The 23,194-nt window shown below is 53.6% G+C and carries 24 protein-coding genes; 4 read left to right on the top strand and 20 right to left on the bottom strand.

The genetic code is table 11. From position 1 onward, the window contains the following. Nucleotide 1: 1 nt before the first annotated feature. Nucleotides 2-1,357, bottom strand: a complete 1,356-nt coding sequence (locus IJ22_RS21660; RefSeq protein ID WP_062410282.1) for an MFS transporter — start codon at nucleotides 1,355-1,357, stop codon at nucleotides 2-4. 153 nt (nucleotides 1,358-1,510) lie between these two features. Here IJ22_RS21660 and IJ22_RS21655 point away from each other — a divergent pair, with 153 nt between their 5' ends. Together IJ22_RS21655 and IJ22_RS26590 are read left to right on the top strand one after the other, a co-directional pair. Continuing rightward, on the top strand, nucleotides 1,511-1,678 hold the full coding sequence (locus IJ22_RS21655; protein ID WP_235594192.1) for a hypothetical protein: 168 nt from the start codon (nucleotides 1,511-1,513) through the stop codon (nucleotides 1,676-1,678). Beyond that, on the top strand, nucleotides 1,671-1,847 hold the full coding sequence (locus tag IJ22_RS26590; protein WP_171006006.1) for a hypothetical protein: 177 nt from the start codon (nucleotides 1,671-1,673) through the stop codon (nucleotides 1,845-1,847). The genes IJ22_RS21655 and IJ22_RS26590 overlap by 8 nt, the downstream gene beginning before the upstream one ends. Nucleotides 1,848-2,030: 183 nt before the next feature. Here IJ22_RS26590 and IJ22_RS21650 read toward each other — a convergent pair whose 3' ends face one another. Both IJ22_RS21650 and IJ22_RS21645 read right to left on the bottom strand, forming a co-directional pair. Next, nucleotides 2,031-3,026 (bottom strand): hypothetical protein, encoded by a 996-nt coding sequence (locus tag IJ22_RS21650; protein ID WP_062410281.1) that lies wholly within the window; start codon nucleotides 3,024-3,026, stop codon nucleotides 2,031-2,033. Between the two features lie 110 nt (nucleotides 3,027-3,136). After that, on the bottom strand, nucleotides 3,137-3,667 hold the full coding sequence (locus IJ22_RS21645) for a hypothetical protein (protein WP_062410280.1): 531 nt from the start codon (nucleotides 3,665-3,667) through the stop codon (nucleotides 3,137-3,139). 160 nt (nucleotides 3,668-3,827) lie between these two features. Between IJ22_RS21645 and IJ22_RS26585 the strand changes: the two genes are divergently transcribed. Further along, nucleotides 3,828-3,977, top strand: a complete 150-nt coding sequence (locus IJ22_RS26585; RefSeq protein ID WP_171006007.1) for a hypothetical protein — start codon at nucleotides 3,828-3,830, stop codon at nucleotides 3,975-3,977. 48 nt (nucleotides 3,978-4,025) lie between these two features. On the opposite strand, the gene IJ22_RS21640 is transcribed toward IJ22_RS26585, so the two are convergent. The 9 genes from IJ22_RS21640 to IJ22_RS21600 all read right to left on the bottom strand — a co-directional run bounded on the left by IJ22_RS21640 (nucleotide 4,026) and on the right by IJ22_RS21600 (nucleotide 12,522). Continuing rightward, nucleotides 4,026-4,568 (bottom strand): DNA-deoxyinosine glycosylase, encoded by a 543-nt coding sequence (locus tag IJ22_RS21640; protein WP_062410279.1) that lies wholly within the window; start codon nucleotides 4,566-4,568, stop codon nucleotides 4,026-4,028. Further along, complete coding sequence (locus tag IJ22_RS21635) at nucleotides 4,565-5,482, bottom strand: DMT family transporter (protein ID WP_062411105.1); 918 nt, start codon at nucleotides 5,480-5,482, stop codon at nucleotides 4,565-4,567. The genes IJ22_RS21640 and IJ22_RS21635 overlap by 4 nt, the downstream gene beginning before the upstream one ends. Nucleotides 5,483-5,588: 106 nt before the next feature. Next, on the bottom strand, nucleotides 5,589-6,788 hold the full coding sequence (locus IJ22_RS21630; protein WP_062410278.1) for a class I SAM-dependent methyltransferase: 1,200 nt from the start codon (nucleotides 6,786-6,788) through the stop codon (nucleotides 5,589-5,591). Between the two features lie 24 nt (nucleotides 6,789-6,812). Beyond that, nucleotides 6,813-8,003 carry a PQQ-dependent sugar dehydrogenase gene (locus IJ22_RS21625; protein ID WP_062410277.1) on the bottom strand — a complete coding sequence of 397 codons (1,191 nt, stop codon included), beginning with the start codon at nucleotides 8,001-8,003 and terminating at the stop codon, nucleotides 6,813-6,815. Nucleotides 8,004-8,100: 97 nt separating this feature from the next. Next, nucleotides 8,101-8,541 carry a Dps family protein gene (locus IJ22_RS21620; protein WP_054817020.1) on the bottom strand — a complete coding sequence of 147 codons (441 nt, stop codon included), beginning with the start codon at nucleotides 8,539-8,541 and terminating at the stop codon, nucleotides 8,101-8,103. A gap of 281 nt (nucleotides 8,542-8,822) precedes the next feature. Beyond that, nucleotides 8,823-9,506, bottom strand: a complete 684-nt coding sequence (locus IJ22_RS21615; protein ID WP_217437425.1) for a serine/threonine protein kinase — start codon at nucleotides 9,504-9,506, stop codon at nucleotides 8,823-8,825. A 388-nt stretch (nucleotides 9,507-9,894) separates the two neighbouring features. Further along, nucleotides 9,895-10,161, bottom strand: a complete 267-nt coding sequence (locus IJ22_RS21610) for a hypothetical protein (protein WP_062410276.1) — start codon at nucleotides 10,159-10,161, stop codon at nucleotides 9,895-9,897. A gap of 343 nt (nucleotides 10,162-10,504) precedes the next feature. Next, complete coding sequence (locus IJ22_RS21605) at nucleotides 10,505-11,491, bottom strand: cation diffusion facilitator family transporter (protein WP_062410275.1); 987 nt, start codon at nucleotides 11,489-11,491, stop codon at nucleotides 10,505-10,507. 185 nt (nucleotides 11,492-11,676) lie between these two features. Next, nucleotides 11,677-12,522 (bottom strand): DUF72 domain-containing protein, encoded by an 846-nt coding sequence (locus IJ22_RS21600; protein WP_062410274.1) that lies wholly within the window; start codon nucleotides 12,520-12,522, stop codon nucleotides 11,677-11,679. A 299-nt stretch (nucleotides 12,523-12,821) separates the two neighbouring features. Here IJ22_RS21600 and IJ22_RS21595 point away from each other — a divergent pair, with 299 nt between their 5' ends. Next, nucleotides 12,822-14,513: a glutamine--tRNA ligase/YqeY domain fusion protein gene (locus IJ22_RS21595; RefSeq protein WP_062411103.1), complete on the top strand. Its 1,692-nt coding sequence runs from the start codon at nucleotides 12,822-12,824 to the stop codon at nucleotides 14,511-14,513. A gap of 51 nt (nucleotides 14,514-14,564) precedes the next feature. On the opposite strand, the gene IJ22_RS21590 is transcribed toward IJ22_RS21595, so the two are convergent. The 8 genes from IJ22_RS21590 to IJ22_RS21555 all read right to left on the bottom strand — a co-directional run bounded on the left by IJ22_RS21590 (nucleotide 14,565) and on the right by IJ22_RS21555 (nucleotide 23,134). Next, complete coding sequence (locus IJ22_RS21590; RefSeq protein WP_054817018.1) at nucleotides 14,565-15,389, bottom strand: carbohydrate ABC transporter permease; 825 nt, start codon at nucleotides 15,387-15,389, stop codon at nucleotides 14,565-14,567. Beyond that, on the bottom strand, nucleotides 15,386-16,309 hold the full coding sequence (locus tag IJ22_RS21585; protein ID WP_062410273.1) for a carbohydrate ABC transporter permease: 924 nt from the start codon (nucleotides 16,307-16,309) through the stop codon (nucleotides 15,386-15,388). Before IJ22_RS21585 ends, IJ22_RS21590 begins: the two co-directional genes overlap by 4 nt. A gap of 82 nt (nucleotides 16,310-16,391) precedes the next feature. Next, on the bottom strand, nucleotides 16,392-17,714 hold the full coding sequence (locus IJ22_RS21580) for an ABC transporter substrate-binding protein (protein ID WP_062410272.1): 1,323 nt from the start codon (nucleotides 17,712-17,714) through the stop codon (nucleotides 16,392-16,394). A 262-nt stretch (nucleotides 17,715-17,976) separates the two neighbouring features. Further along, on the bottom strand, nucleotides 17,977-19,353 hold the full coding sequence (locus IJ22_RS21575) for a response regulator transcription factor (protein ID WP_062410271.1): 1,377 nt from the start codon (nucleotides 19,351-19,353) through the stop codon (nucleotides 17,977-17,979). Further along, nucleotides 19,328-20,827, bottom strand: a complete 1,500-nt coding sequence (locus tag IJ22_RS21570; protein ID WP_062410270.1) for a sensor histidine kinase — start codon at nucleotides 20,825-20,827, stop codon at nucleotides 19,328-19,330. The genes IJ22_RS21575 and IJ22_RS21570 overlap by 26 nt, the downstream gene beginning before the upstream one ends. Continuing rightward, complete coding sequence (locus IJ22_RS21565) at nucleotides 20,824-21,810, bottom strand: sugar-binding protein (protein ID WP_054817015.1); 987 nt, start codon at nucleotides 21,808-21,810, stop codon at nucleotides 20,824-20,826. The genes IJ22_RS21570 and IJ22_RS21565 overlap by 4 nt, the downstream gene beginning before the upstream one ends. 121 nt (nucleotides 21,811-21,931) lie before the next feature. Next, on the bottom strand, nucleotides 21,932-22,366 hold the full coding sequence (locus tag IJ22_RS21560) for an MFS transporter (protein WP_062410269.1): 435 nt from the start codon (nucleotides 22,364-22,366) through the stop codon (nucleotides 21,932-21,934). Nucleotides 22,367-22,756: 390 nt separating this feature from the next. Next, on the bottom strand, nucleotides 22,757-23,134 hold the full coding sequence (locus IJ22_RS21555) for a PH domain-containing protein (RefSeq protein ID WP_062410268.1): 378 nt from the start codon (nucleotides 23,132-23,134) through the stop codon (nucleotides 22,757-22,759). Nucleotides 23,135-23,194 lie beyond the last annotated feature (60 nt).

Raw genomic sequence — 23,194 nt, 5'->3', positions numbered from 1 at the left:
CTTAGAGTTCGCCGGGCTTTTTGGCAGGCATACCTGCGTTTTCGTGCTTCATAAACAGAAAAAGAGTGGAAGCTAGTGCGACCAGCGCGACAATGAAGCCATAAAGGAACAGCCGGTGTATCCCGGTCATAAATTCGGGAGCATTCGTCAGGAGCGCCCCCATGATCGTTACTCCCGCCGCTGTCCCGATATTACGGGCAAACACCTGCAGCGAGGTGGAAATTCCCTTCTGATGGGAATCGACAAGCTGCTGGGAGCCGATGACGGAAACGGTAACCAGCAAGCCGAAGGCCATCCCCTGCAGCAGCAAGGCGCCATTAACGAACCAGAAGCCCCCCTGATCCGGTAAAAACAGCAAAAGCAGACCCGACAGAACCAAAAGGGCATTCCCGATCACGAGCAGCGGCCGGTAGCCGAATTTCAGTATCCATTTGCCTGCAGGCACCCCCATGAGGCTCCACCCAACGGACATGCCGATGAGCGCCAGCCCGCTCATAAAGACCGAATATCCCTGGTGCTGCAAATAATATGGAATGTAGCTCGAAGCGCCGAATAAAGCTGCACAGGTCAAAAAGGCATTCAGATTCATCCACGCTACCGTCCCGTTTCGCATCAGCTCCACCGGTACGATCGGGGACGGATGCCTTCGCTCATTCCATATGAAAAGCGCCATGAACAGCAGGCCCAGGACGGTATACAGCAGATAGCCTTCCGCAACCACCGTGTTGAGAAGGAGAAGTCCGATCCCCAACCCGAACAAAAGCGATCCTGTATAATTGATTGTGCTTTTGCGGGCCTGGTATACTTCCCGATATGGAATCAGCAGCAATAAAGAGGCCAGACAAATCGGGATGTTGATATAGAAAATCCAGCGCCATGTTAATCGCTCGATAAACAAACTGCCCAGGAGGGGCGCCAATACAGCCGATAATCCCCACATACCTGTAAAAAGCGCCTGGATTTTGCCCCGCGCTTCCACTGAGAACAAATCGCCCGCAATAATAGCCGGAAAGGCAATCATCGCTCCGGCCCCCAGCCCTTGGACGCCGCGGTACAGAACCAACTCCAGCATGGAGGATGCCATTCCGCACAGGATGGAGCCTACCAAAAAGATTAAGATCCCAACGGCCAGTACTTTTTTCCTCCCGAATATATCGGAGATCCGTCCGCTGAGCGGCGTTACGATCGTACAGATAATCATATAGGAAGCGAAGCTCCACGCATACAGCTTTACATTTCCAAGCTCTTCGGCGATTAACGGCATCGTCGTATTCATAATGGTCGTATCTATCGATGAAATCAGCACGGCGAGCACTATGCTGGTCATCACGGCCATGCGGTTCCATTGGAGGCTCATCGGATTTCCCCACCCTTCCGTTCCTTCGATTTTTGCAGTACTTCCAATATATCACAGCTTCCGGGTCCGATCTACCAATGCATGAATGACTCTCTCATCGGAGAGGATAAGAAAAGTTCACATTATCCGAATGCCGATAGAAGGAGCTTGACGATGAAAATCGAAACCAAATCTTATCAAGTCGCCCGTTTGCCGAAAACATCAGAATCGGAGACGGTCAGCATCATTCAGGAGGCCGAGTCCAAGCTTTCCGGGCTGACCGGACAAGCCATTACCCTGATCGCTTATTCCAAGTCGGAAGAGGGAGATTCTCATGCCTGAAAGCCGCAAATCCCGTATAACGCCGGAACACAGACATAACGAACCGACCATTGCGCCGGGCTTAAACACTCACGATCCTTTGGAGGAGAAAGCTTCCCGCGAGGAAATCGAGCATGGGGATTCCACCTCGGTCATTCGGTTGTATCTTGACCGTACGCCCGAGGAGTAATCATTCAATCGAGTAGGAGGGGGCGTGACATAGAGGGTCTTGCCCTCAGCTACGGTAGGCGCTCGCCAGCCCCCGTTCGGGACACTCACCCTAACATGACGCCCATGCTGGGCGTACCAAAAAAAGGACCTGACGGAACAGCGTCAGGTCCTTCTACGTGTCTGATGAAGGCATGTTGACCTTTTAATCGTCGTCGTGGTCATCATCGTCGTCATCGTGCTTGCCGCGGTCTTTGTCATGCCCTTTTCCCTTGTTGTGCTCCTTCTCCTTTCCTTTGCCTTTGAGCTCCGATTTCGGATGTTCGGCCGGAGGGATTATCACGGCACCGGTATCGTCTTTCCATTGAATATCCAGCTTCCATTTGGCGGAAGAGACATCCCGCAGTTTGAACTCCGCTGCTAAACGCTGCTTCAACGCCTGCACCCAAGCGGCTTTATCCTCGGGCAGCCCCTGCATCAACATTAACAGCACGTGCTCTGCCTCCGCGCCTTTCATGCGGATCACCGAGCGATCCTTCATTTTGATCTGCAGTTCCGCTTCTGCTTCTTTGCCCTTCGGCTCGTGCTCCAGGTTGAGCTCCAGCTCCTTGCTTTTCAGTTCAAGCTCCAGCTCTTTCCACGGCCAGGCATAGAGATCCTGCTCCATTGGAACGTGTGTGCTGCCTGCAGAAGGCTGAGCAGCCGGCGGCACGGCAGAGACACCGGCGTTCACATCCGATGAAGGCGCAGACCCCCCGCTACTGTCAGGTTTTGTTTCCGCAGGCGAAGCTGCTTCCACCGAAGGTGCTGCTTGTGCGGACGGAGCCGGACCGGCATCTGCAGGCACGGCAGGAGCCGCTTCTGCATCCGTGCTTTGATCCGCCGCTTTGATATAAGCCGCTTGATTTTTACTGTTAAAGATGATGTCCAGTGTATCGCCCTGCTTCAGTTCCGCCAACGTCGCCTTTTGCGAATTCCGGTATACCCACACATCCGCTGCAAGCGGATACGTTCTCTCCATGTCCTCATAGGCCACAGTGATTCTACGGTTTCCTTCGTCCAGACAAACGAATTGGCCCTTGACCTGCTCCGAAATTTCCGCCGAAACCGGCTGGTCACCGATCCAAGCCGCGCCGCTGATCAAGCTGATGATCAGCAAACCGGCGATCACCATCCATGCGATTTTTTTTCTTCCCCCCATGGTTCCCCCTCCTTCTTCAAAATGGCCTCATAAAACCCATTACCGATCGATGTCATTGTTGAAGAGTCACCATAAGGTTCGCATGTTCCGCCAATTTTCAGGCCATCCGTTTACACCCATTCCCAGCGATGCTCGTACTGGAGCAAACGCGGCTGGATTCCTCCGACTTCCTTACCAGATATCAAGAGGCGGAGCTTTCTGATCCAGGCTTCGAATGAATCATAAGAGGCCAGCAAATTCGCCGTGTCGCCAGTAACATATACGAAGAAAGGCCCATCGTATTTATCTTCGAGGAAACGGAAGGCTGTGTCGACCGGAGTGTATTTTTTACGTTTGTTTTCAAACCGCTCGATCACATAATCCAGATCGGTCCCGGCGGCATCAAGCAAGGCCTGGAGCGCATCCACCCTGCGATAGTGCGGCGTGAAGGCGCCTTTGACCATTCTGCGGAGCGTCTCTTCATGAAGAGGGTAAAATACGGTCTTGGCCAGGTTTCGCCGGTCGGCCAGCTCCCAAACCTTCTCCAGATCCCGCTCCGTAAATTCCTCGAAACTATCGTATACCCAAAGACTTCCTCGTTCCTTATTCCGCGGATCAGGCGGTTCGTAACCGAAAGGCACCCGGATGTTATCGCGCGCCATTGTCTTCTACCTCCTTACCGAAGTCTCCGGATTAGTATCCCGTGAAGCCTTTTTCCCATGCGGGAAGGAAGGGATACCGGGTCCGAAGTATATTTTCCCAGATTGAGGAGCACGTTAAATCATGAAATCAGCAGCAGGTAAGCGAAAGGAGGACGCTCGCATGTCGGAGAACAAAAAGCACCAAGGCAACTATGAGGGAACGGCATCTACAGAAGCAGAAAATCAAAGCATGGAATTTGTGAACGATACGGTAGAGGACGTCAAAACCACGAAAAATTTGATTGGCGCCACGCAAAAAGAAAAAGAATAAGCGTCGAACACCCGGGTGGGATAGCCGATCCGGGTGTTCGTCCTGCTTTTATCCTTCCGCTCCACTTAACCAAGCCTCCCGAAGCGGCTGCCACGCCTCCAGCTTGGCGCTGAACGTCATTGCCCGGGCCGGACTCGACGACGGCAGCAGCCTGTAGCACCGAAGCGCGGCGTCCTTCTCCACAGGCTTCACATAACGCCGATACAACTGCTCCGAAGCGCTCCCGTTAAAGAAAACAAATCGAATATACGGGCAGCGCTGATAAAAACGTTCAAAATCGTTAGCTTCCGGCCGACGGATCGCCGCATCAAGACTGCCTTGGCGTTCGCATGACCGCAGCACGTCCCAAAGCGCCACCCGGCGCGATAAAGCGAACCGAATCCGGGCCTCATAAGAAGGCTCCGGGGCGCCACCGTCCAGCAGCGTATAGAGAAGCCTCCAAAAATGATTGCGCGGATGCCCGTAATACTGCCCCACGTCAAGCGACGCCTTCCCCGGCATGGAACCGATTATCAGGATTCGGCACCGTTCATCGGCCACCGGGGGAAATCCCGTCAAAAGCGGCCCCCGAGGCTGATTAGTCTCCTTCATCTTACATCCGCCCCTCCGCTTGGCCCCGCCATTTTCCTGGATATCTGGCGTTCCACCGCCGAACGAAGAGGCAAATTCAGCAGCACCAGCCCGGCGACAAAAAGTCCTCCGCCGCCGATCACATAGATCGTAATCGGATCATGGTAAAACAAATAGGCCCACAAAATCGAAAAGAGCACCCAGCTGTTGCTGACGATGACCGCAATGGGGAAAGAAACCAGCTTGAGCGCGAGTGAGAACCAATAGAAGCCAAGCCCCGTAATGACCCCAAGCAGCACCAGAGCCAGCAGGCCGTAAACGCTGAATTCGCCTGACCAGGAAAAGGTCCAGGGCAGCGGAAGCGCCAGCAGAACCGTGCACACCAGAAAGACAGAGAAATTCATATTCCCTGCATCCATCTCCTTGATCAGCACCTTTTGGCTCAGCACGTGAAACGCCGTACCGAGAGCAGCAAGCCCATACAACAGCGTGGTCACCATCCCGCCTTGGAGCAATTCGGATAACGAGAGGCCGTTCCAGCTGATCAACAGGACGCCGACAATACAAAGCGCCGCGGCGATCCACCCTCTGACCGATACGTGTTCCTTAAACCAGAAAGCCGACAGCACCAGCAAAATGACCGTCTGAATCGGTCCGATCAGAATATTGCCGTAAGAATAACCGATCGATAAGGCGATATTTTCAAATAAATAATTGCAGCATTTCCCTGCCGCCCCGATCCATATCCACTTCATGTTAAATCTCAGCTTCAAGGCGCGGTCCTTCAGGAGCAGCAGACCTCCCAAAAACACAATGCCAAACGCAAACCGGGCAAAGGCAATGGTTGTACTATCCACAAAACCGGTCGTTGATTTAACCAAAATGCCGACAAAGCTCCATGACAGCGTCGCCAGCAGCAGCAATAAATACCCCAAAACCCGGCACCTCGATTTTATGCATTCTTGAATGAATGCTTTGTAGGATTGTCTTATTGTAATACAAGCAGCCGGAAGCGGATGATCCTTTTCTCCGCCCACCCGGCTATGACTTCAGCAAGGCTGCCAGCTCCGGCTTCATCGCACGCTCCAAATAAAGATCCGCCTGAAGAAAGTTACGGAAGGCGATATAGCTCTCCGCCAGCTTGGCCTGCTCCGCAGGCGGCAGCGGCTTCTCGCTGCGGACCGCGCGAATGAGAATATTTTTCGGCGTGTGTTCCATATCGATAAACTCAAGCAGCTGTGTCCGGTAGCCGAGAAGCTCCAGCAGCTTGGCGCGAATCGCATCCGTAGCCAGCGCCGAGAAACGTTCCTTCAAGATTCCGTGCTGAAGCAGCGGCCCCAGCACCTCGCTGCGGACCTGCCGGAACAGCTCATGCTGGCAGCAGGGCACCGACAAAATCACCGAAGCGCCCCAGCGGACCGCCTTCTCCAGCGCCGCATCGGTCGCCGTATCGCAGGCATGCAGCGTCACCACCATATCCACCTGCTGCAGCCCGTCATATTGGGCGATGTCGCCTACCAAAAACCGCAAGCCGTCATAGCTGAGCCGTTGGGCAAGCGCGCTGCAGCTGCTGATGACATCTTCTTTAAGATCCAGGCCAACAACCCGCAGATCGATCCCCTGCATCACCTTCAAGTAATGGTAGAGAGCGAAGGTCAAATACGATTTGCCGCAGCCGAAGTCCACCATATGCAAGGTCCTCCCTTGCGGCAGATGAGGCAGTACGTCAGCAATCATCTCCAAAAAACGGTTGATTTGACGGAATTTATCGTATTTCTTCGCCAACACCTTTCCCTCTGCATTCATGATGCCAAGCTCGACAAGAAAGGGAACGGGCTCCCCTTCTTCGATGACATAATTCTTTTTCCTGTTATGGGTGATGGCTGCGACCGCTTGCTTGGTCGGCGGTTTCTTCAGAATGCCGGTCTTGCCTTTTTTGCTGATCAGCACCTGGTAATCCGCCTCCCCGGTCTGCAGAAGCCCTTGGCGGAATTGCTCCGCGAACAGCTCGGCAAACCTTGCTTCCGCTTCTTCCGGGCGCAGGTTGTCATGAAACACCTTCGGACCGCAAAATGAGCTGAACTGGTAGTTCAGCTCACCTTTTAGCTCCACCGGCTTGACCGTCACCTTCGTGCACCCGTTACCGCTCGGGTCGCGGCGGCGCACCTGGCTGAGCGTCGCTTGAATCAGCAAGCGTTCACCCAGCAGTCTTTTGATTAGCTCCAACAGCTCTTCTTGCATGGTTAAGTCACAATCCTCATCCGTTTATTTATTGAAAGCGGGAATGAAGCGAACGATTTTATCATCGTCGTCCTTCGGATTCCCTCGGCCATCGCGGTTATTGGTCAAAATATAGATTGAACCGTCCGGCGCTTCGGTTACTGTGCGAATGCGCCCAAACTCCCCTTTGAGCAAAGCATCCGAGGCATGCACGCCCTTGCCATCCTCCGTCAGAACCACATGCAGCACCTGCGTGCCGCGAAGATTCGCAACAAGCAAATGGCCTTTCCAAGGCCCTTGACTGATAAACGTCATACCTGACGGCGCCCAAGTGACGGTATGGCTGTGCAGTATGGGCTTCATCAGCGGTCCGGGACCTGCCTTGTCCGTATGGTTGTTGTCCGGCTTTGCCTCGGTTTCATCGCCTTGAACCAATGGCCATCCGTAATTGGCACCCGGCTCAATCCGATTGATCTCATCGTGCGCCGATTGTCCGTGCTCCGAGCTGTACAGCTGTCCTGTCTCCGGATGCCACGCCAGACCTTGCGGGTTGCGGTGACCGAAACTGTACACCGGCGAGCCCGGGAACGGATTGTCCGCCGGAATTGAACCGTCAGGGTGAATACGGAGGATTTTGCCCGCGGGTACACCAATATCCTGCGCCACGGATGGGGAGGCAGCATCTCCGTTCGTCACATAAAGTAATCCGTCCGGCCCAAATTTAATGCGTCCGCCGTCATGAATCCGGTTGCCCGGCATGCCGTCCAGCAGCACCTTGTCGAGAGTCGCTTTGCCTCCGCTCTCCTTCAGCCGGACAACCCGGTTGAGCGGTTGATTTCCATTCATGTACGTGTGATAGGCATACATATAATGGTTCTCGTTAAATTTCGGGTCCAGCGCAAGTCCGAGCAGTCCCGCTTCCCCTTGGGTGTACAGCTTGTCGTCAAAGCGGAACACCGGCTCGTCGACGAGCTTTCCCTGATCGATCAGCCGCAGCGAACCTCCGCGCTCCGTAAAAAAGATACGGCCGTCCGGTGCAAATTCAATCTCCCATGGGATATCCAATCCGGTGGCGATAATTTCCTGTTTATACGGAATGGGAGATGATGCCGAATCGTTTGGAGCAGCGGGATTTTCGTTTACCGGCGAAGGAGCGGTTTGGCGGGCGGCATCGCAGCCGCTAAAAGCAAGCACGCATGCTAATCCTAAGAAAATGACCGATGATCGTCCGAACATATGAGTTTCCCTCCATCCCTTTTGTTTCCATTATACCCAAACGAAGCACAAAAAAGCGAACCCGTCTGACCGAAGAGGTTCGCTTGGCTTGATCTCCTTATTTGCCCAAAAACGATTCCAGCATCCACGTATGCTTTTCCAGCGAGCTGTGAATGGCAAGCAGCATATCGCCTGTCGTTTCATCGTCCGCCGCCTCGGCAATCGCCATTCCTTCCTTCAGCTCCGCGGCCACCGTGTTGAAGTCATTGGCGATAGCGCGGACCATCTGCTCCGCATTCTCGTTCCCTGTTGCCTCGTGTACGGTCGCCAGTTCCAAAATTTCACGCATGGTAGCTACCGGCTGGCCCTTGAGCGCAAGCAGACGCTCGGCCAGATTGTCCACATGCAGCGCAGCTTCGGTATATAATTCCTCAAATTTTACGTGCAGCGTGAAAAACTGAGGGCCTTTGACATACCAATGGTAATTGTGCAGCTTGATATACAGCAAGCTCCAGTTCGCAATCTGTGTGTTTAACACTTCGTTTAAGTTTTTGGACATCGGGGGATCCTCCTTGAAATTTTCAATTTCACAAGCATAAGGTATGCTTACGAACGGTACTACGTATTATCTTGTGCGGAACGCCGCATGTTCATGTAGCAGGCTTTCATATACGGTTGTTACGAACCGTTTGGCCCCGCTTTTTAGAATGACCCGTCTTCCGTCCATTGACGGATGCCGTATCGGCGCCTCATTACCATTTCGCCGACAAGTTTGTTTTTCCTGCCAAAAAAGGAAAATTGTCATTTCACAAGCGGCCAATCCGCCGCGGTTTCGTCCGCCTAATTACGAGCCGGCTTTTTCCACATCCGGTATCCGATCCGGACGGCGTTTAATATGAATTCAGGAATCGGCACCCGGCGAAGCGGCGGAATGTACAACAGATCGTATGCCTTTTTTAGGTCGTTCCACATGGAACAAGGCTCCTTGCGCAAAAAATCCGAGACATCCACCACGATGCCCCGGCCGTCTTTCATCATGACATTCTTGCCGTGAACATCGTGCGGATAGAGCCCCTTCTGTACGGCATACGCCAAAGCGTCGTCGATATCTTCAATCACCTGCCGTGGAATCGGGATGGCGCGCCGGACGCAATCATACAGCGTAACGCCGCTCAACCGGCGAAGCACCAGATAGACATCTCCCACGTGTAAGCATTCGGAGAACGCCGGATGTTTTCCAAGCCGCCTGTACACCTCCGCTTCCTCTTCCAGGCCTTCACGTCCCGGTGCATACACCTTCACCACGCGGTCAGGATATGAGGGGTGCGCAAACACCCCTGCATAATTCCCCGCCCCGACCAGCCGCCACGGCTTCGGGTACCTGTGGACGACAACCGGATTGTGCGGCTGCTCGCTGGTCAGCGTCAGCCCGGGCAAAAGCTCCGATTCGACGAGTTCGATCCACCGCTGCCGTTTCCCGCAAGCTTTTTCCTCTTCCGACGGTTTCGCTAGATGATCCGCCATAACAGAATGTTGGTCTCCCTTTCACTCCGAGTTTGAAGCGAAACACCCTGCGGCATGAGGCTGTTCGGCGAGCTGCTCCTCCGTGACCCACGTGCAGCAGCTGGAAATTCGACCATCCGCAGGAGAATAATCATAAAAGACAACACGCTTCGTCGGAGATTAATATAGACAAGGTGTGCCCGTCAGGACTCCAGCCTATTCCAATTACTGTCATTGTAGCATAGAAGGTGCCGGAAAAGCGATGAAACACACGATACCGCCAAAGCTTGTACAGGCCATCCGCACAACCTGGAAGTAATGGGTACATACGTCCGGATCAGAGATAACCGCAGCTGACCTATGAGCATGAAGTAAAAGAAAAAAGCCGGGCGGTTCCCGGCTTCATCGGCTACTCCTCTATTGGCTTCAAACTGTGTAAAGAGCTTTCATCCTCAGCCAGCATGTCGGCGGCCAGCTGTACCGGCTCTTGATTATGGCTGAGCGACGCCTGCTCGATCGACCGTTGCGCCTTCTCCACGGCTGCCTCGGCCTGTTCAATCATCTGCCCGGACGGATGCGACTCTGCCTGCTTTACGGCATTATGCGCCTTCTCCACCGAGTTTTGTGCTTGCGAAATCGGATTTTGCGACTGCAAGCTGGAATCGTAACGGGACATTCGCGGGTCCTCCTTTCTCCCTCAGTTCCTGCAACCGGGTCTTAAGGAACGGTCGCATCGGGTTGGTGTTAATGTGGGAAGAAACGGTGAAATTTATGCGAATGAAGAAGCCTTTTCCCGAAGTTGGGCAGGGTTCGTCAGGAGGAAGTATGTACTTGAAAAATATACCCTTGGCGGCGTGCGGCGAATGCCGGAATGAACGGCTTAAGAAAAGGTCCCGTCGATAAGATCACCCGTTTACGTAAAAAAGGCCATGGTTGGTCTTGGCGGTGGAGCGATCTCCGGCCTTTCAAAGGTCATGCCTGACCCTAACCAACCACAAAGACGTCGAATTCACGGGCCATCAGTGGCCTCCCCCTTTTTCATACTCGCATCTCTCATGAAGAATTCCTGAAGCCTCTACTTGTATGGTCGTATGATGAATATGGAATCGGGATGCAATGATTTGTATCGCGCTTTGCAGAATGTGCTGGCTGTCCCGGCCGTCCTCGATACGCAGATGGCAGCTTAGTGAATCCAGCCCGGAGGTAATGGTCCATATATGCAGGTCGTGCACATCGATCACGCCGTCTATGGTCTCCAAGGTCTTTTGTACCTCTTTCGAATTCAAACGGGCAGGCGCCCCTTCCATTAGAATGTGAACCGCATGCCGAATGACTCCCCATGCGCTCTTCAAAATCAGCAGCGCGACCAGCACGCTGATGATCGGATCAGCTACATACCAGCCGAACAGCAGCATCACCAACCCCGCGGCCATGGCGCCTACAGAGCCCAAGGCGTCTCCGATCACGTGCAGATACGCGCTGCGCAGATTGACGTTGTTGCGGACGTCGCCTTTACGCATCAAGGCCCAGGCACTCAGCAGGTTGGCGGCCAGGCCCGCGGAGGCGATCAGCATCATCGATCCGCTGGCGATTTCAGGAGGGGCCAAAAATCGGCCATAGGCTTCTTGTATAATAAAAAAGGCAATAACGAACAATGTCACGCCATTGAACAGCGCCGCTAGAATCTCGACCCGGTAAAAGCCATAGGTTTTGCCGGAGGTGGCCGGTCTCGCCGCAAAGCTGATCGCTACCAGACTGAGAAGCAGCGATCCCGCATCGCTCAGCATATGGCCGGCGTCGGAGAGCAGCGCCAGACTTCCCGTCACAAGCCCTCCGAAAAACTCGAGAAGCATGATGCTCGTGGTAATGATCAAGGCGAGGATGAGCCCTTTCTTATTGCCATCGCGGGCATGATCATGACGATGGTGATGGTGATGATGGCCGTGGTGGTCATGGTGATCGTGTTGGTGATGGTGTCCGTGATGATGACTGCTTGATTGAGACAAGATGCATTCCCCCTGACTGCGCAAATCAGCAAGTTCTATTATTATATGCCATAACATGGGTTTGTTTTACTTATATATGAACAATTATTCATATGTTCATTATGAATCTGCTTCCCTGATTTGTCAATCGTAACATTTCGCGCCCGGCATCCAGCGACAACGGGGTGAGTCAGGCGCGAAATGATTCAGAACAAGTCCAATTGCTGAGGCGCAAACGGTTTCGTCGGCTGATCCAGCAGTCTCATCAATTGGGCTGCATTGTGTGCCGCGTCTCCTCCCGAGTTGTTGTTGAAGATGACGCACACCTCGGCCGTCTGCTGCTGCAGCCGCTCCAAATGGCCTTTCCACTCCAGCAGCTCCGCCTCATTGTACCGGTATAAGTAACGCACCTCCCGCCAATTGGGGCTGCCTCCCTGGTTCCAGCCTTCTGCGTTGCGGCCATGCATACGGACGATGGTGAGATTCGGATCAGTAGGATGCAACACGGTCGGAACAGATCCGACCCCCGCCTGCGGTTCGTCACAAATGCTGTGAATCCAGCCCTCCCGCTCCATAAAGGACAAGGTTTTCTCCTTCATATCGTCGTAAAACCAGCTTTGATGACGGAATTCCAAAGCAACGGGCAGGTCATCCATCCGCTTTCTTGTTTCCCGGAGCTGCTCCACGTTCATCCTCGTGCAGTCGAACCATGGCGGATACTGGAACAGCACCGCTTTCAGCTTGCCCGACTCTTGCACGGGACGGATCGAGCTGCAGAACGCTTCGAACATCGTCTTCGAGTCGGAGAATCGGCTCGGACCGCGAAGATGGCCGGTCATGCCTTGATAGGCCTTGATAACAAACGAAAAATCGGACGGGGTATCGTTTACCCACCGTTCGTAGGTGCTTTCCGACTGTATGGCATAAAAGGAGCTGTCCACCTCCACCACGGAAAAATAACGGCTGTATACCTTCAATTTATCCCTTGCCCCGACACTCCGTTCGTAAAGCTCATCATGATCCCCCCAGCCGGCAAGTCCGATTCGAATCATTCGCTCACCTCCAAACCCGTTATCGTTATTGTATCTTGTCCTTGTCCGGGTCACAAGCTTGCGAAGCCGGTCCATGAGCCAAGCAGACGAGTCCATTTCCATACAGGTACGCCATTTTGACGGCTGCTTTACCGCAAAAGACGCGTGTGCAAGAAAGGCCGGGAGGCCTGAAGTCATTGTACAAATTCGCCGCCCTATATGTCTGCCGCACCCTAAATTCATAGATTCGTGCTTAAAAACCATTATAATTGCGGTTCATTTTGTGTATTATAGATGTTAATAGATTTTTGCAGTTATTCATGTTAGAAAGGTTGATATCTGTGGAAACAACAAAACCTGTATCTGCTTCATCCTCCAATTATATTAAAACGATTATGGCCGAAGACTTAAAGGCGGGGAGAGTAAAAGAAATCGTGACCCGGTTTCCTCCGGAGCCCAACGGCTATCTGCATATCGGACACGCCAAATCGATCTGCTTGAATTTCGAGCTGGCGGACGAATTCGGCGGCAGGACGCATCTGCGCTTTGACGATACGAATCCGCTGAAGGAAGATACGGAGTATGTCGAATCGATCAAAGAAGATGTAAAGTGGCTCGGCTTTGACTGGGAGAAGTTGTTTTTCGCCTCCGATTTTTTCGAAGAAATGTACAATCGCGCCGTCCTGCTGATCCGTAAGGGCAAGGCGTATGTATGCGACCTGACGGCCGAGCAAATCCGCGAAACCCGCGGCACGCTCACCGAGCCCGGCAAAGAAAGCCCGTACCGGAACCGCAGCGTGGAGGAAAATCTCGACCTGTTCGAGCGGATGCGCAAGGGCGAATTCCAGAACGGCGAGAAGGTGCTCCGCGCCAAAATCGACATGGCCTCGCCGAATATCAACATGAGGGACCCGGTGCTGTACCGGATTTCGCACGCTCATCATCACAACACCGGTGACAAATGGTGCATTTATCCGATGTACGATTATGCCCATCCGCTGGAGGATGCGATCGAGGGCGTCACTCATTCCATCTGCACAATGGAGTTTGCCGACCATCGCCCCTTGTATGATTGGGTCGTCCGTGAATGTGAAATGGAATGTGTGCCTCAACAATATGAATTCGGCCGGTTGAATCTGACCAATACCGTCATGAGCAAAAGAAAGCTCAAGCAGCTTGTGGACGAGAAGCTCGTGGACGGCTGGGACGACCCCCGGATGCCGACGATTTCCGGCCTGCGCCGCAAAGGTTATACACCGGAGGCGATTCGTGAGTTATGCCGCGAAGTCGGCGTGGTCAAGACGAACAACAGCGTGGTGGACGATAAACTGCTGGAGCATTTTATCCGTGAGGACCTGAAGCTGAAGGCGCCGCGCACGATGGCCGTGCTGCAGCCGTTAAAAGTCGTCATCACCAACTATCCGGAAGGTCAAGTGGAGATGCTGGATGCAGAGATCAACCCGGAGAACGAAGCGATGGGGACGCGCCAGATCCCGTTCTCCCGTGAGATTTACATCGAGCGGGACGACTTCATGGAGGAGCCGCCGAAGGGGTATCACCGTCTGTTCCCCGGCAATGAAGTACGCCTGAAGCACGCTTACTTCATCAAGTGCGAAGAAGTGATCAAGGATGCCGACGGCAACGTGGTTGAGCTGCGCTGTACCTACGATCCCGAGACCAAAAGCGGCAGCGGGTTTACCGGCCGCAAGGTGAAGGGGACGATCCACTGGGTTGAGGCTACAAGCGCTAAGCCGGCGGAATTCCGTTTGTATGAGCCGCTTATTCTCGACTACAACATGGAAGAGAGCGAATCATTCCTTGACAAGGTGAACCCGAATTCATTGGAGATCCTCCACGGTTATGTGGAGGACAACATGAAAAACGCGAAGCCTTATGATAAGTTCCAGATGTTCCGCCACGGCTACTTCAATGTAGACCCGAAACATACGACAACCGATAAGCTGGTATTCAACCGAATCGTATCGCTGAAAAGCTCGTTTCAGGTGAAATAAGCAAAATGCCCGCAGAGCATAGGCAGCAAGTGCTCTGCGGGCATTTCTCTTTTAGCCTTTGATCGATCCCGCGAGTAAGCCGCGGATGAAATATTTGCCAAGAAACACGTAAACCAGCAGGGTCGGCAGAGCGGCCAAAAGTGCGCCGGCCATTTGGACGTTCCACTGCACCACCTGACTGCCGGACAGATTCTGCAGAGCGACCATGATCGGCTGCTGCTTTTGGGTCGTAAGCGAAACTGCAAACAGAAACTCATTCCAGATGTTGGTGAACTGCCAAATGCCAACGACCACAAATCCTGTAATGGAAAGCGGAAATATGATGTAGCGGAAAATACCGAAAAATCCGTTGCCGTCGATTTTAGCCGCTTCAAGGAGCTCGGTCGGAATGCCCGCGTAGAAGTTCCTCAGGATGAGTGTACAAATCGGCAGTCCGTATACGACATGCACCAAAACCAGACCGGGAATCGAGTTGTACAGGCCGATCGTCTGCAGAAATTGAATGAGCGGAATCAGAATACTCTGATACGGGATGAACATCCCGAACAGCATCAGTGTAAACAATGTGTCGCTGCCGCGGAACTTCCATTTGCTCAACACATAGCCGTTCAGCGCTCCGAGCAGTGCAGAGAGCACCGTGGCAGGCACGGCGAGCAGCAGGCTGTTCCACAGATTCGGCGCCAGCTTGCTGAATGCTTCGCGATATCCCTCAAAGTAAACCCCGGAAGGAAGCTTCCACATCTGGTCGAGCGTAATCTCGTCCATTCCTTTGATGCTGGTGGTGACCATCACATACACCGGAAGCAGATAAAAGAGCGCCAGCAGAACGAGCAGCATATACAGCCCCCAGCGTCTCGCGTTCAGAGCGGTCGTCATGCCGACTCCTCCTTTCGCATACTGGCCATCAGGTAAGGTACAATGAGCAGCGACACCAGCACAAGCATAATCATCGATATGGCTGCGCCCTGGGCGTAATGATTGCCCCGGAACGTCGTCTCAAACATATATACGCCAGGCACATCCGTAACGAACATCGCGCCCGGTCCGGTCATCGCATAGACGAGATCGAAGATTTTGAGCGAAATATGCCCTAGAATAATGATGACGCTTACCGTAATCGGCTTCAATTGAGGCAGAATGATCTGAAACCAGATTTCCCGTTCCTTTGCCCCGTCTACCCGAGCCGCCTCCCTTAAGTCGTCCGGGATTGCGCGCAGCCCCGCCAAATACATCGCCATCGTGAATCCGGACATCTGCCAGACCGTAGCAATGGCGACGGCAATAAGCGCAAGCGGCAGGCCGAATTCGATTTGTCCAATGGAAATCGCTGGTACGATCCTGGTGCTGATATACCAATCCGGCACATTCGTTACGCCCAACGACTGCAAAATCAGGTTCAAGCCCGTGGACGGGTTGAGCAGCCACTGCCAGACAACGCCGGTAACAACAAACGACAGCGCCATTGGGAAAATGAAAATGTTTCGGAACAGCACCTCCGCTTTAATTTTCTGATCGATCAGGAGAGCCAGCAAAAGTCCGATGCCCATCGTTGCTGTAATAAACAAGATCGTAAACGCCAGCGTATTGCGCAAATCTGACTGAAACCGGAAATCCTGAAACAAAAATGAATAGTTTTTCAGACCCGCGAAGCTCAGGTTCTTCACCAGTGTATTCCAATCGGTAAACGAAACGTAGCCGGTCCATGCGATAAAACCATATACAAACACAGCAATGGCTATAGCTGAGGGCAGGATCATGAGCACAGGGATCCACCGCTCCGAGGCTGATGTATTCATTTGTCATTCACCTCCCCAAACCAGACCCGGAACAGCCGGACAACGGTCTTGCCGCCGCCCGCGCCACCGGGTAAATTCCGTGTTACTTTTTGATACCGCTTGCGGCTGCAGCCTGCTGAAGCGACTTCGTAAATTGATCGACATCGCCCCTCGTAACAAAAATCGTCATGGCCTGATTAGCCTGTGTCACGAAGCCCTCAGGAGCGGCGGACCCGTGAGCCATGCTCGGCGCCAGCTTGCTTGTCTTGAAATCTTCAATCGTTTGTTGCCCGTACACGTCGTATTTGGTGACATCCGCATCGATCCGCCCCGGAATGGACCCTTTGAGCGGATTGAACACATCCTGCCCTTCGACAGACCCTAGTACCTTCAGGAACGATTTGATCGATTCCGGATCCTTCACACCCTTCGGCAGCCCGAACGTATCCGTGATGACCATAAAGCTTCCCTCCGAATCCGGTGTGGGCGCCCACCCGAAATCCTCATTCGGTTTCAGCTTGAGATCCGTAGTGAAGTACCCCTTCACCCAGTCGCCCATGACGTTCATGGCCGCCTCGCCCTTCGCTACGAGCTGGGCTGCATCCTGCCAGTTGCGCGCCGCATGGTCTTTATTGACGTAACCGATCATTTTTTTGAAGGTTTCCGCGGCTTTCTTGACCGATGCATCCTCAAAGCTCAGTTCACCGGTCCACAGTTTCTTGTAGCCGTCGGGACCGAGGGAGCCGAGAAGCACCGTCTCAAAAAGATGCGATGCCGTCCACGGCTCCTTATCTCCAAGCGCCAGCGGGGTGACCCCTTTGGCTTGGAGCGTATCCGCGACCCGGAAGAACTCCTCGAACGTTGTCGGAGCCTTCAGGCCATGCTGATCGAGCACCTTTTTGTTATAAAAGAGCACGTTGCCCCGGTGAATATTCACAGGAACGGAGTAAATTTGGCCGTCTTTGCTGACCAGCTCGATCAGTTCCTTCGGAAACTTATCCTTCCAGCCTTCCTGATCAAACAGATCGTTCAGCGGCTCCATTTTGCCTGCGGCGACCCATCCGGCATTCAGCTCCGCGCCTCCATGAACCTGGAACGTACCCGGGGGATCTCCGCCCTGCATCCGGCTTGCCAAAACGGCTTTGGCATTCGTACCCGCTCCGCCGGAGACGGCGGCATTGATGACTTCAATGTCCGGGTTTTTCTCCTTATACAGCTGAATAAGCCCCTTCAGTCCGGCTTCCTCGCCCGCTCCGGTCCACCAGCTGAAAATCTCCACCTGCTTCTTTGCATCAGTTTTGGCAGGTTCGGACGGCTTCGGCGGCGTCTCCTGTCCCTGCGGATTCGGCGTTCCGGAGCTGCAGGCCGCAAGCAGCAGGCCACCGGCTGTCAAGACGGAAAGAACCTTTACCGTATTTCTTTTCATTTGTAATCTCCCCTTTGATCTGAGTTAAAACCGTTTAGCGCTCTATATGGAGTTTCACGATGGATGGTATGCGCTTACATCATATCAAGGAGACCCCGCTTACACACCGGTTAAAGCCAGCATTTCTTTGGCATGAATCTGGATTGTTTTAATTCCGGATGAAAACGCTAACTATCAATTTTCATTTTCTAGTATTTTTTTGGCACTACAGCAAAAAAATCCATTTCCCTATAGAAATGGACTTTATCCCGCTTTGATTTGGTCAAGCTTGATCAGCGCCGGCCGACAGCTCTTTTTGCTGCCGATACTGCGACGGGGAAACCCCTGTCGCTCTCTTGAAGGCGCGGCTAAAATAGTTCGGGTCATGATAGCCGACCTGATAACAGATTTCCTTTAAACTGTACTGTTCATCCGCGAGCAGTTCCTTGGCCTTGCCGATCCGCAAACGGGTAATATGGTCAATAAACGTCTCTCCCGTCTGCAGCTTGAACAGCTTGCTGAGGTAAAATGGATTCAAACCCGCATGATCGGCTGCCTGCTCCAATGAAATGTCCTCCCGGTAATGCTTCCTTATATAATCAAGCACCCGGTCCAATACCGATCCGGCCCGCCTTCCCCTCTCCTCCTGAAGCTGGTCCAGCTGCCGGTTCATGTCGTCCCCTCGCGGAAAAACGGTGACTTCCAACCCCTTGGCCGCTCCGGCCGCCTCTTCGGGCAACCGGTCGAACGGCTGCAGCCGCTCGGATCCTTCCGCAGCTGCCGCATACAGCGCTTCCCTAAACGAGACGCGCAAACCTTCGATACCCGGTTTTACGGTTCCCAGACCGAGCCTGGCGCCGATCATTAGCTGCCCGGTAATAAAGCTGCTCAGCTCCTTGCCCCACTGCAGGGATTCGGTACGGAAGGTGAAGAACGGCTTGCTCTCATCCCCGTTCACAAGAAACAAGGCGATCCATCTGCCCACTACAGGACCGGCGACAGCATGCGGCACCGTCGCTTTGGCCCGGCTCCGCACCGCTTCATACAGCTGCTCGCTGCTCATACCCTCTGGAGTATCGATCGTCCCATCTTCCTTTACCGGCAGCGAAATCACGCAGGCGCATCCGCATACCACGCGCAAATCCAGCAGCCCAAACAGAGGTTCCAGATGGTGGTCATACAAGGGATCGAGCATCAAGGACAGCGCAATTTCCTTCTCTGCAAGCGGCATGAACTCCATCGCCCGTTCGCTCAGGCGCAGCTCTTCCTCCCGCTTTTTGTGTTCTGCTGCGATTTCTTCCGTCAGCTTCCCCAAAATATCTGCGATCTGATCCCGCCTCATCGGTTTGAGGAGGTACTCCTTTACACCAAGTGAGATCGCCTCTTTCGCATAAGCGAAATTATCGTACGCCGTCACGAGCACGAACTTTGCCTGCGGATGCCGCGATTTGATCTCCCTGATCGCCTCCAGACCTTGAATGCCCGGCATCTTAATATCCATAAATACAATATCAGGCCTGATTTCATCCGCCCGTTGAATGGCTGTCCGTCCGTTCTCCGCATGCGCGATATCGAATATGTCCGGCATAAAGCGCTTTACAATCAGCTCCAGCCCCTCGCGTTCCAACGCTTCATCATCGGCGATCAGCAATCTGTACATCCGGCTTAACCTCCTCCGTAAGCATAGGCAGCCTTAACTCCACCACCGTGCCCTGTCCCTGTCTTGTATTCCCCAGAATGCTTACCAAATCATCTCGGCCATAAAAAAGGCGGATCCGCTTAAACACATTATGCGTTCCAAGGCCCGTCGATGCCTTCTTCTCAGTCGGCGGTTCCCCCGACATGCTCCCCGCGGTTTTTACCGGCTGCTCGTCCTGCCGCATCAGCGCGATCCGGGTCTCCTCCGGCATGCCGACCCCGTTATCCTCCACCCGTACGATCACTTGGCGTTGATACGGTATTGTCCAAATGCGAAGGGCAATCTCCGCACCTTCCTCCATATTCTCAATCCCGTGCACGAACGCATTCTCAATGAGCGGCTGCAGCGTTAGACATGGAATCAGCTGGCCCAGCGCGGCCTCCTCAATCTCCGTTACAAAGCGTACTCTATCGCGAAACCTTGAACCTTGGATGGTAAAATACTCCTTTGCATGCTCTACCTCATCCCGGAGGGTTACCGGCTGGTCGAGCTTGCGCAAATTGTAGCGGAGCAAATGGGATACGGACACAATTAAATCGCTGGTCCGGTCCGCTCCCTCAATCAACGCCAGCTTGGACAAACTGTTCAGCGTATTAAACAAAAAATGCGGATTGATCTGGCTCTGCAGCGCCTTGATCTCCAATTCCTTGACAAGCCGGTCCATCTCCAGCCGCTCCTTATCCCGGGCGATCAGCTCCTTGAGATTGTACAGCATGTGCCGAAACGTCCCGGTCAGAATGCCGATCTCATCGTCGGTTTGCGATGCCGGCGGCTCCACATTGAGGTTTCCCCTCGAGATCTGCTTGGCCGTCTGCACCAGCCGGCCGATCGGCTCCGTAATGCTTTGCGACAGCCAGATGGCAAACAAGATACTCAAGAGGGTTCCCACGAGAAAGATCGCAAATCCCAGGCTGTTGATATGATTCGTAAGTTTAAGAATACTCTGGTAATAGGGCTGGTAATGGGTAAGCTCCAAGTCAACTAGATGCTGCCCTTCCTGCTGGATAAAGCCGGCCGTTTTCTCCGCCTGCTCATAAAGAGAAACATAGGAGGACAGCGTCCCTCCTTCCAAAGATTGCACAACCGATGTTTCCTGATGAATGAAGGTTTCCAGCAAATTGGTGTAATTGGTGAGCCCCAACGGATTCAGCTCGTTTCGGCTTGCCGTCAGAAGCGCTTGCAGCTGCTGCAGGCGCTCTCTCCGATCGGCCACGATATCCCGGTTGCCCGTGCTCGGCTCAATCAAGTAAGAGCTCAGGGCGCTTAAATTTTCTTCCGTTCCTTGTGCGACCTGCTTATATAATAAAATCCGTTCCATCATGAGATTGTAGCTTTCCTGAACCGTTTTGCCGCTTTGGAAGATGAAAAAAGACACCGAGTTAATCAGCACAACAATCAGCGGGATAAAGACGAACAGCTTTCGGCGGATACTCATTGCGAATCCTCCCCGCCCAAATCCTCCCGAGTCAAGAGTCCCGTTTCGGTATAATGCTCCCGCGGCAACGCAGCCCCCTGCTTATGCTCAAGCATCAGCTTCACGGCGTCGTACCCCATCCGATACGGCTTCTGTACGACCGTCGCTTGAATATCACCGCGCCTGATCGCCTGCTGCGTTTCTTCCAAATCGTCAAAACCGAAAATGAGCAGTCCTTCCCGGCCGCTCTTCTTTTTGGCCTGTAGAATACCGATCGCATCCAGCGCGCTCGTTCCGGCCATGATCGTTAAATTCGGATAGCTTCTCATCAGATCCTCCGCCTGTTGTGCCGCCTGAATCCGCGAGATATTGGATGCGCGGACTTCCACCACCTTGAGCTCCGGGTAAGCTTCGATGACGGAAAGAAATCCCTCCAGCCTCAAGCGCTGATTGGCCGCTTCTTGACTGCCGATGATGACGCCGATCTCTCCCCGCGTTCCTGCCGTCTTGACTACCGCTTCACCCAGCAAACGTCCGGATAGATAGTTATCCGTCCCGACATATGTAAGCCTGGCGCTTTCCGGCGCATCCGTATCCACCGTCACCACCGGGATGCCGTGAGCTACCGCCCGATTAATCAAGCCGATATAATCGCTGTCGGCCATGCCCTGCGCGAGGATGCCGTCGGCCTTGGCTGCGATCACCTTCTCGAGCAGATTTTTCTGTTCCTGCGGGTTGTTGCGATAAGGCCCGATATATTCGATATCCGCCCCCAGCTTCGATGCCGCATCCCGGGCGCCCCGCTCCACCGTCCGCCAATACGGATTGTCCAGCTCTTGTGAAATAAGCACCAGATGCGGACCCGACCGTTCAGCCGACGCCCCGCTCTCCATTTGTCCGACAACGGATTGAATGGCCAAGCTGGTCTGAATGAACTGCCAGAGCAGCAATAAAAATACGATAAACAGCGCGTACACGCCGATCGCCCATTTGTTACGCGACATGGTTCAGCACCTATCCTTTGCTAAGCGCCCGTCGTGATGCCAACGCTTTCATTTTACGTGTAAGCCCATTATAGGAGAAACCGCAAAGGTCGTCCAGCCGGGCTGGAACAGCGGGTAATACCTATGCCTTGGCGGTCTTCTTTCCACGTTGCAGGCCGCTCTTCCCGTGATAAGCCGGAAGACGGAAGGCGGAGCTTTGCTGGTTCCGGGGGTCAAGTGCAGAAACAGGCCCCAGCCCGAAGGCCTTCCCTCGATCTCCTTCGGGGACGTGACCGGTCAAAAGAGCGTTCATAGAAGGAAACATGAAGGCAAAGCCGATACCGTATATCGCCATAACTGCGAAAAGGCTCTCCTCCCGGCCGGCCAGTGAAAGTCCAAGCAGGGCCGCGGCAATCGTCAGCATCCCGGCCAGCAAGGTGGAAAGCGGCGGTACCCGGTCGAATATCCGGTTGGTCGGCAGCAGGAACACGCCGATCGCCACCACGCCGAAGGTGCTTAGCAGCAGCCCTGCAGCCTGCTCGCGGAGAGCGAGCGCGTCCGCCTTGAGCGGCAGCATTACCGATCATATTCGTAAGCGAATAAACGCCTACGGCTAATCCGATCATGAACGGATCTGCTCCGAGACTCTGAGCCCAAGAACTAATCACGGGCAGCTGACTGATCATATCGAGAAAGGCGATGATAATAAGGATGTACAGTACCGTTTTTTGCGGATCACCGGTGGTATACCCCTTTCGTATGACCTTTACGTTTTCCACGTGGAACAAACATTCGTTCGAGGGCCCGTCAGGCCTATTCTGACTTGGTGCGGCGGAACGCATGAGCTGCCATCAGAGCTTTAGCACGAATCGTTGCGGCACCCGATCATGGCAACCTTAATCCCCCTGCTGCCGGCTTTCCATCATTATTCCCATTTTGTCTATCGCTTTAGATCCCGTCGTATTGTCTATTCCAGCACGTAAGCGGCCAACACGCTCTGCAGCTCATAGATATTCAAGCTCTTGTTAAACTGCTTCTGGATGGGTGTCGCATTCCCGGAAATCCAGATTTTCAGTTCGGCATCCAGATCAAAGCTCCCCGCGGTTTCAATGCTGAAGTGCGTGATGCTCCGATAAGGAACGGAATGGTACTCCATCTTTCTTCCGGTCAAGCCCTGCTTATCCACCAGAATCAGACGTTTGTTCGTAAAAATGAACAGATCGCGTATGACCTTATACCCCTTCTCAATCGTTTCGCCTTTGGCCAATATTCGTGCGTATTCTTTCTGGAGATCAACCGCATTCAATTCCGATGCGTTCCCCATGAGCCCGTCGAAAAATCCCATTCCTTTCACCTCTGCCTCTGTTTTCCTTCAGGTTATCATGCCGCCGTCAAGACCGCTACC

It is taken from the genome of Paenibacillus naphthalenovorans (genome assembly GCF_001465255.1).
In the GTDB taxonomy this organism is placed as follows: Bacteria; Bacillota; Bacilli; order Paenibacillales; family NBRC-103111; genus Paenibacillus_G; species Paenibacillus_G naphthalenovorans.
This window is presented reverse-complemented; position numbering and strand designations above follow the sequence as displayed.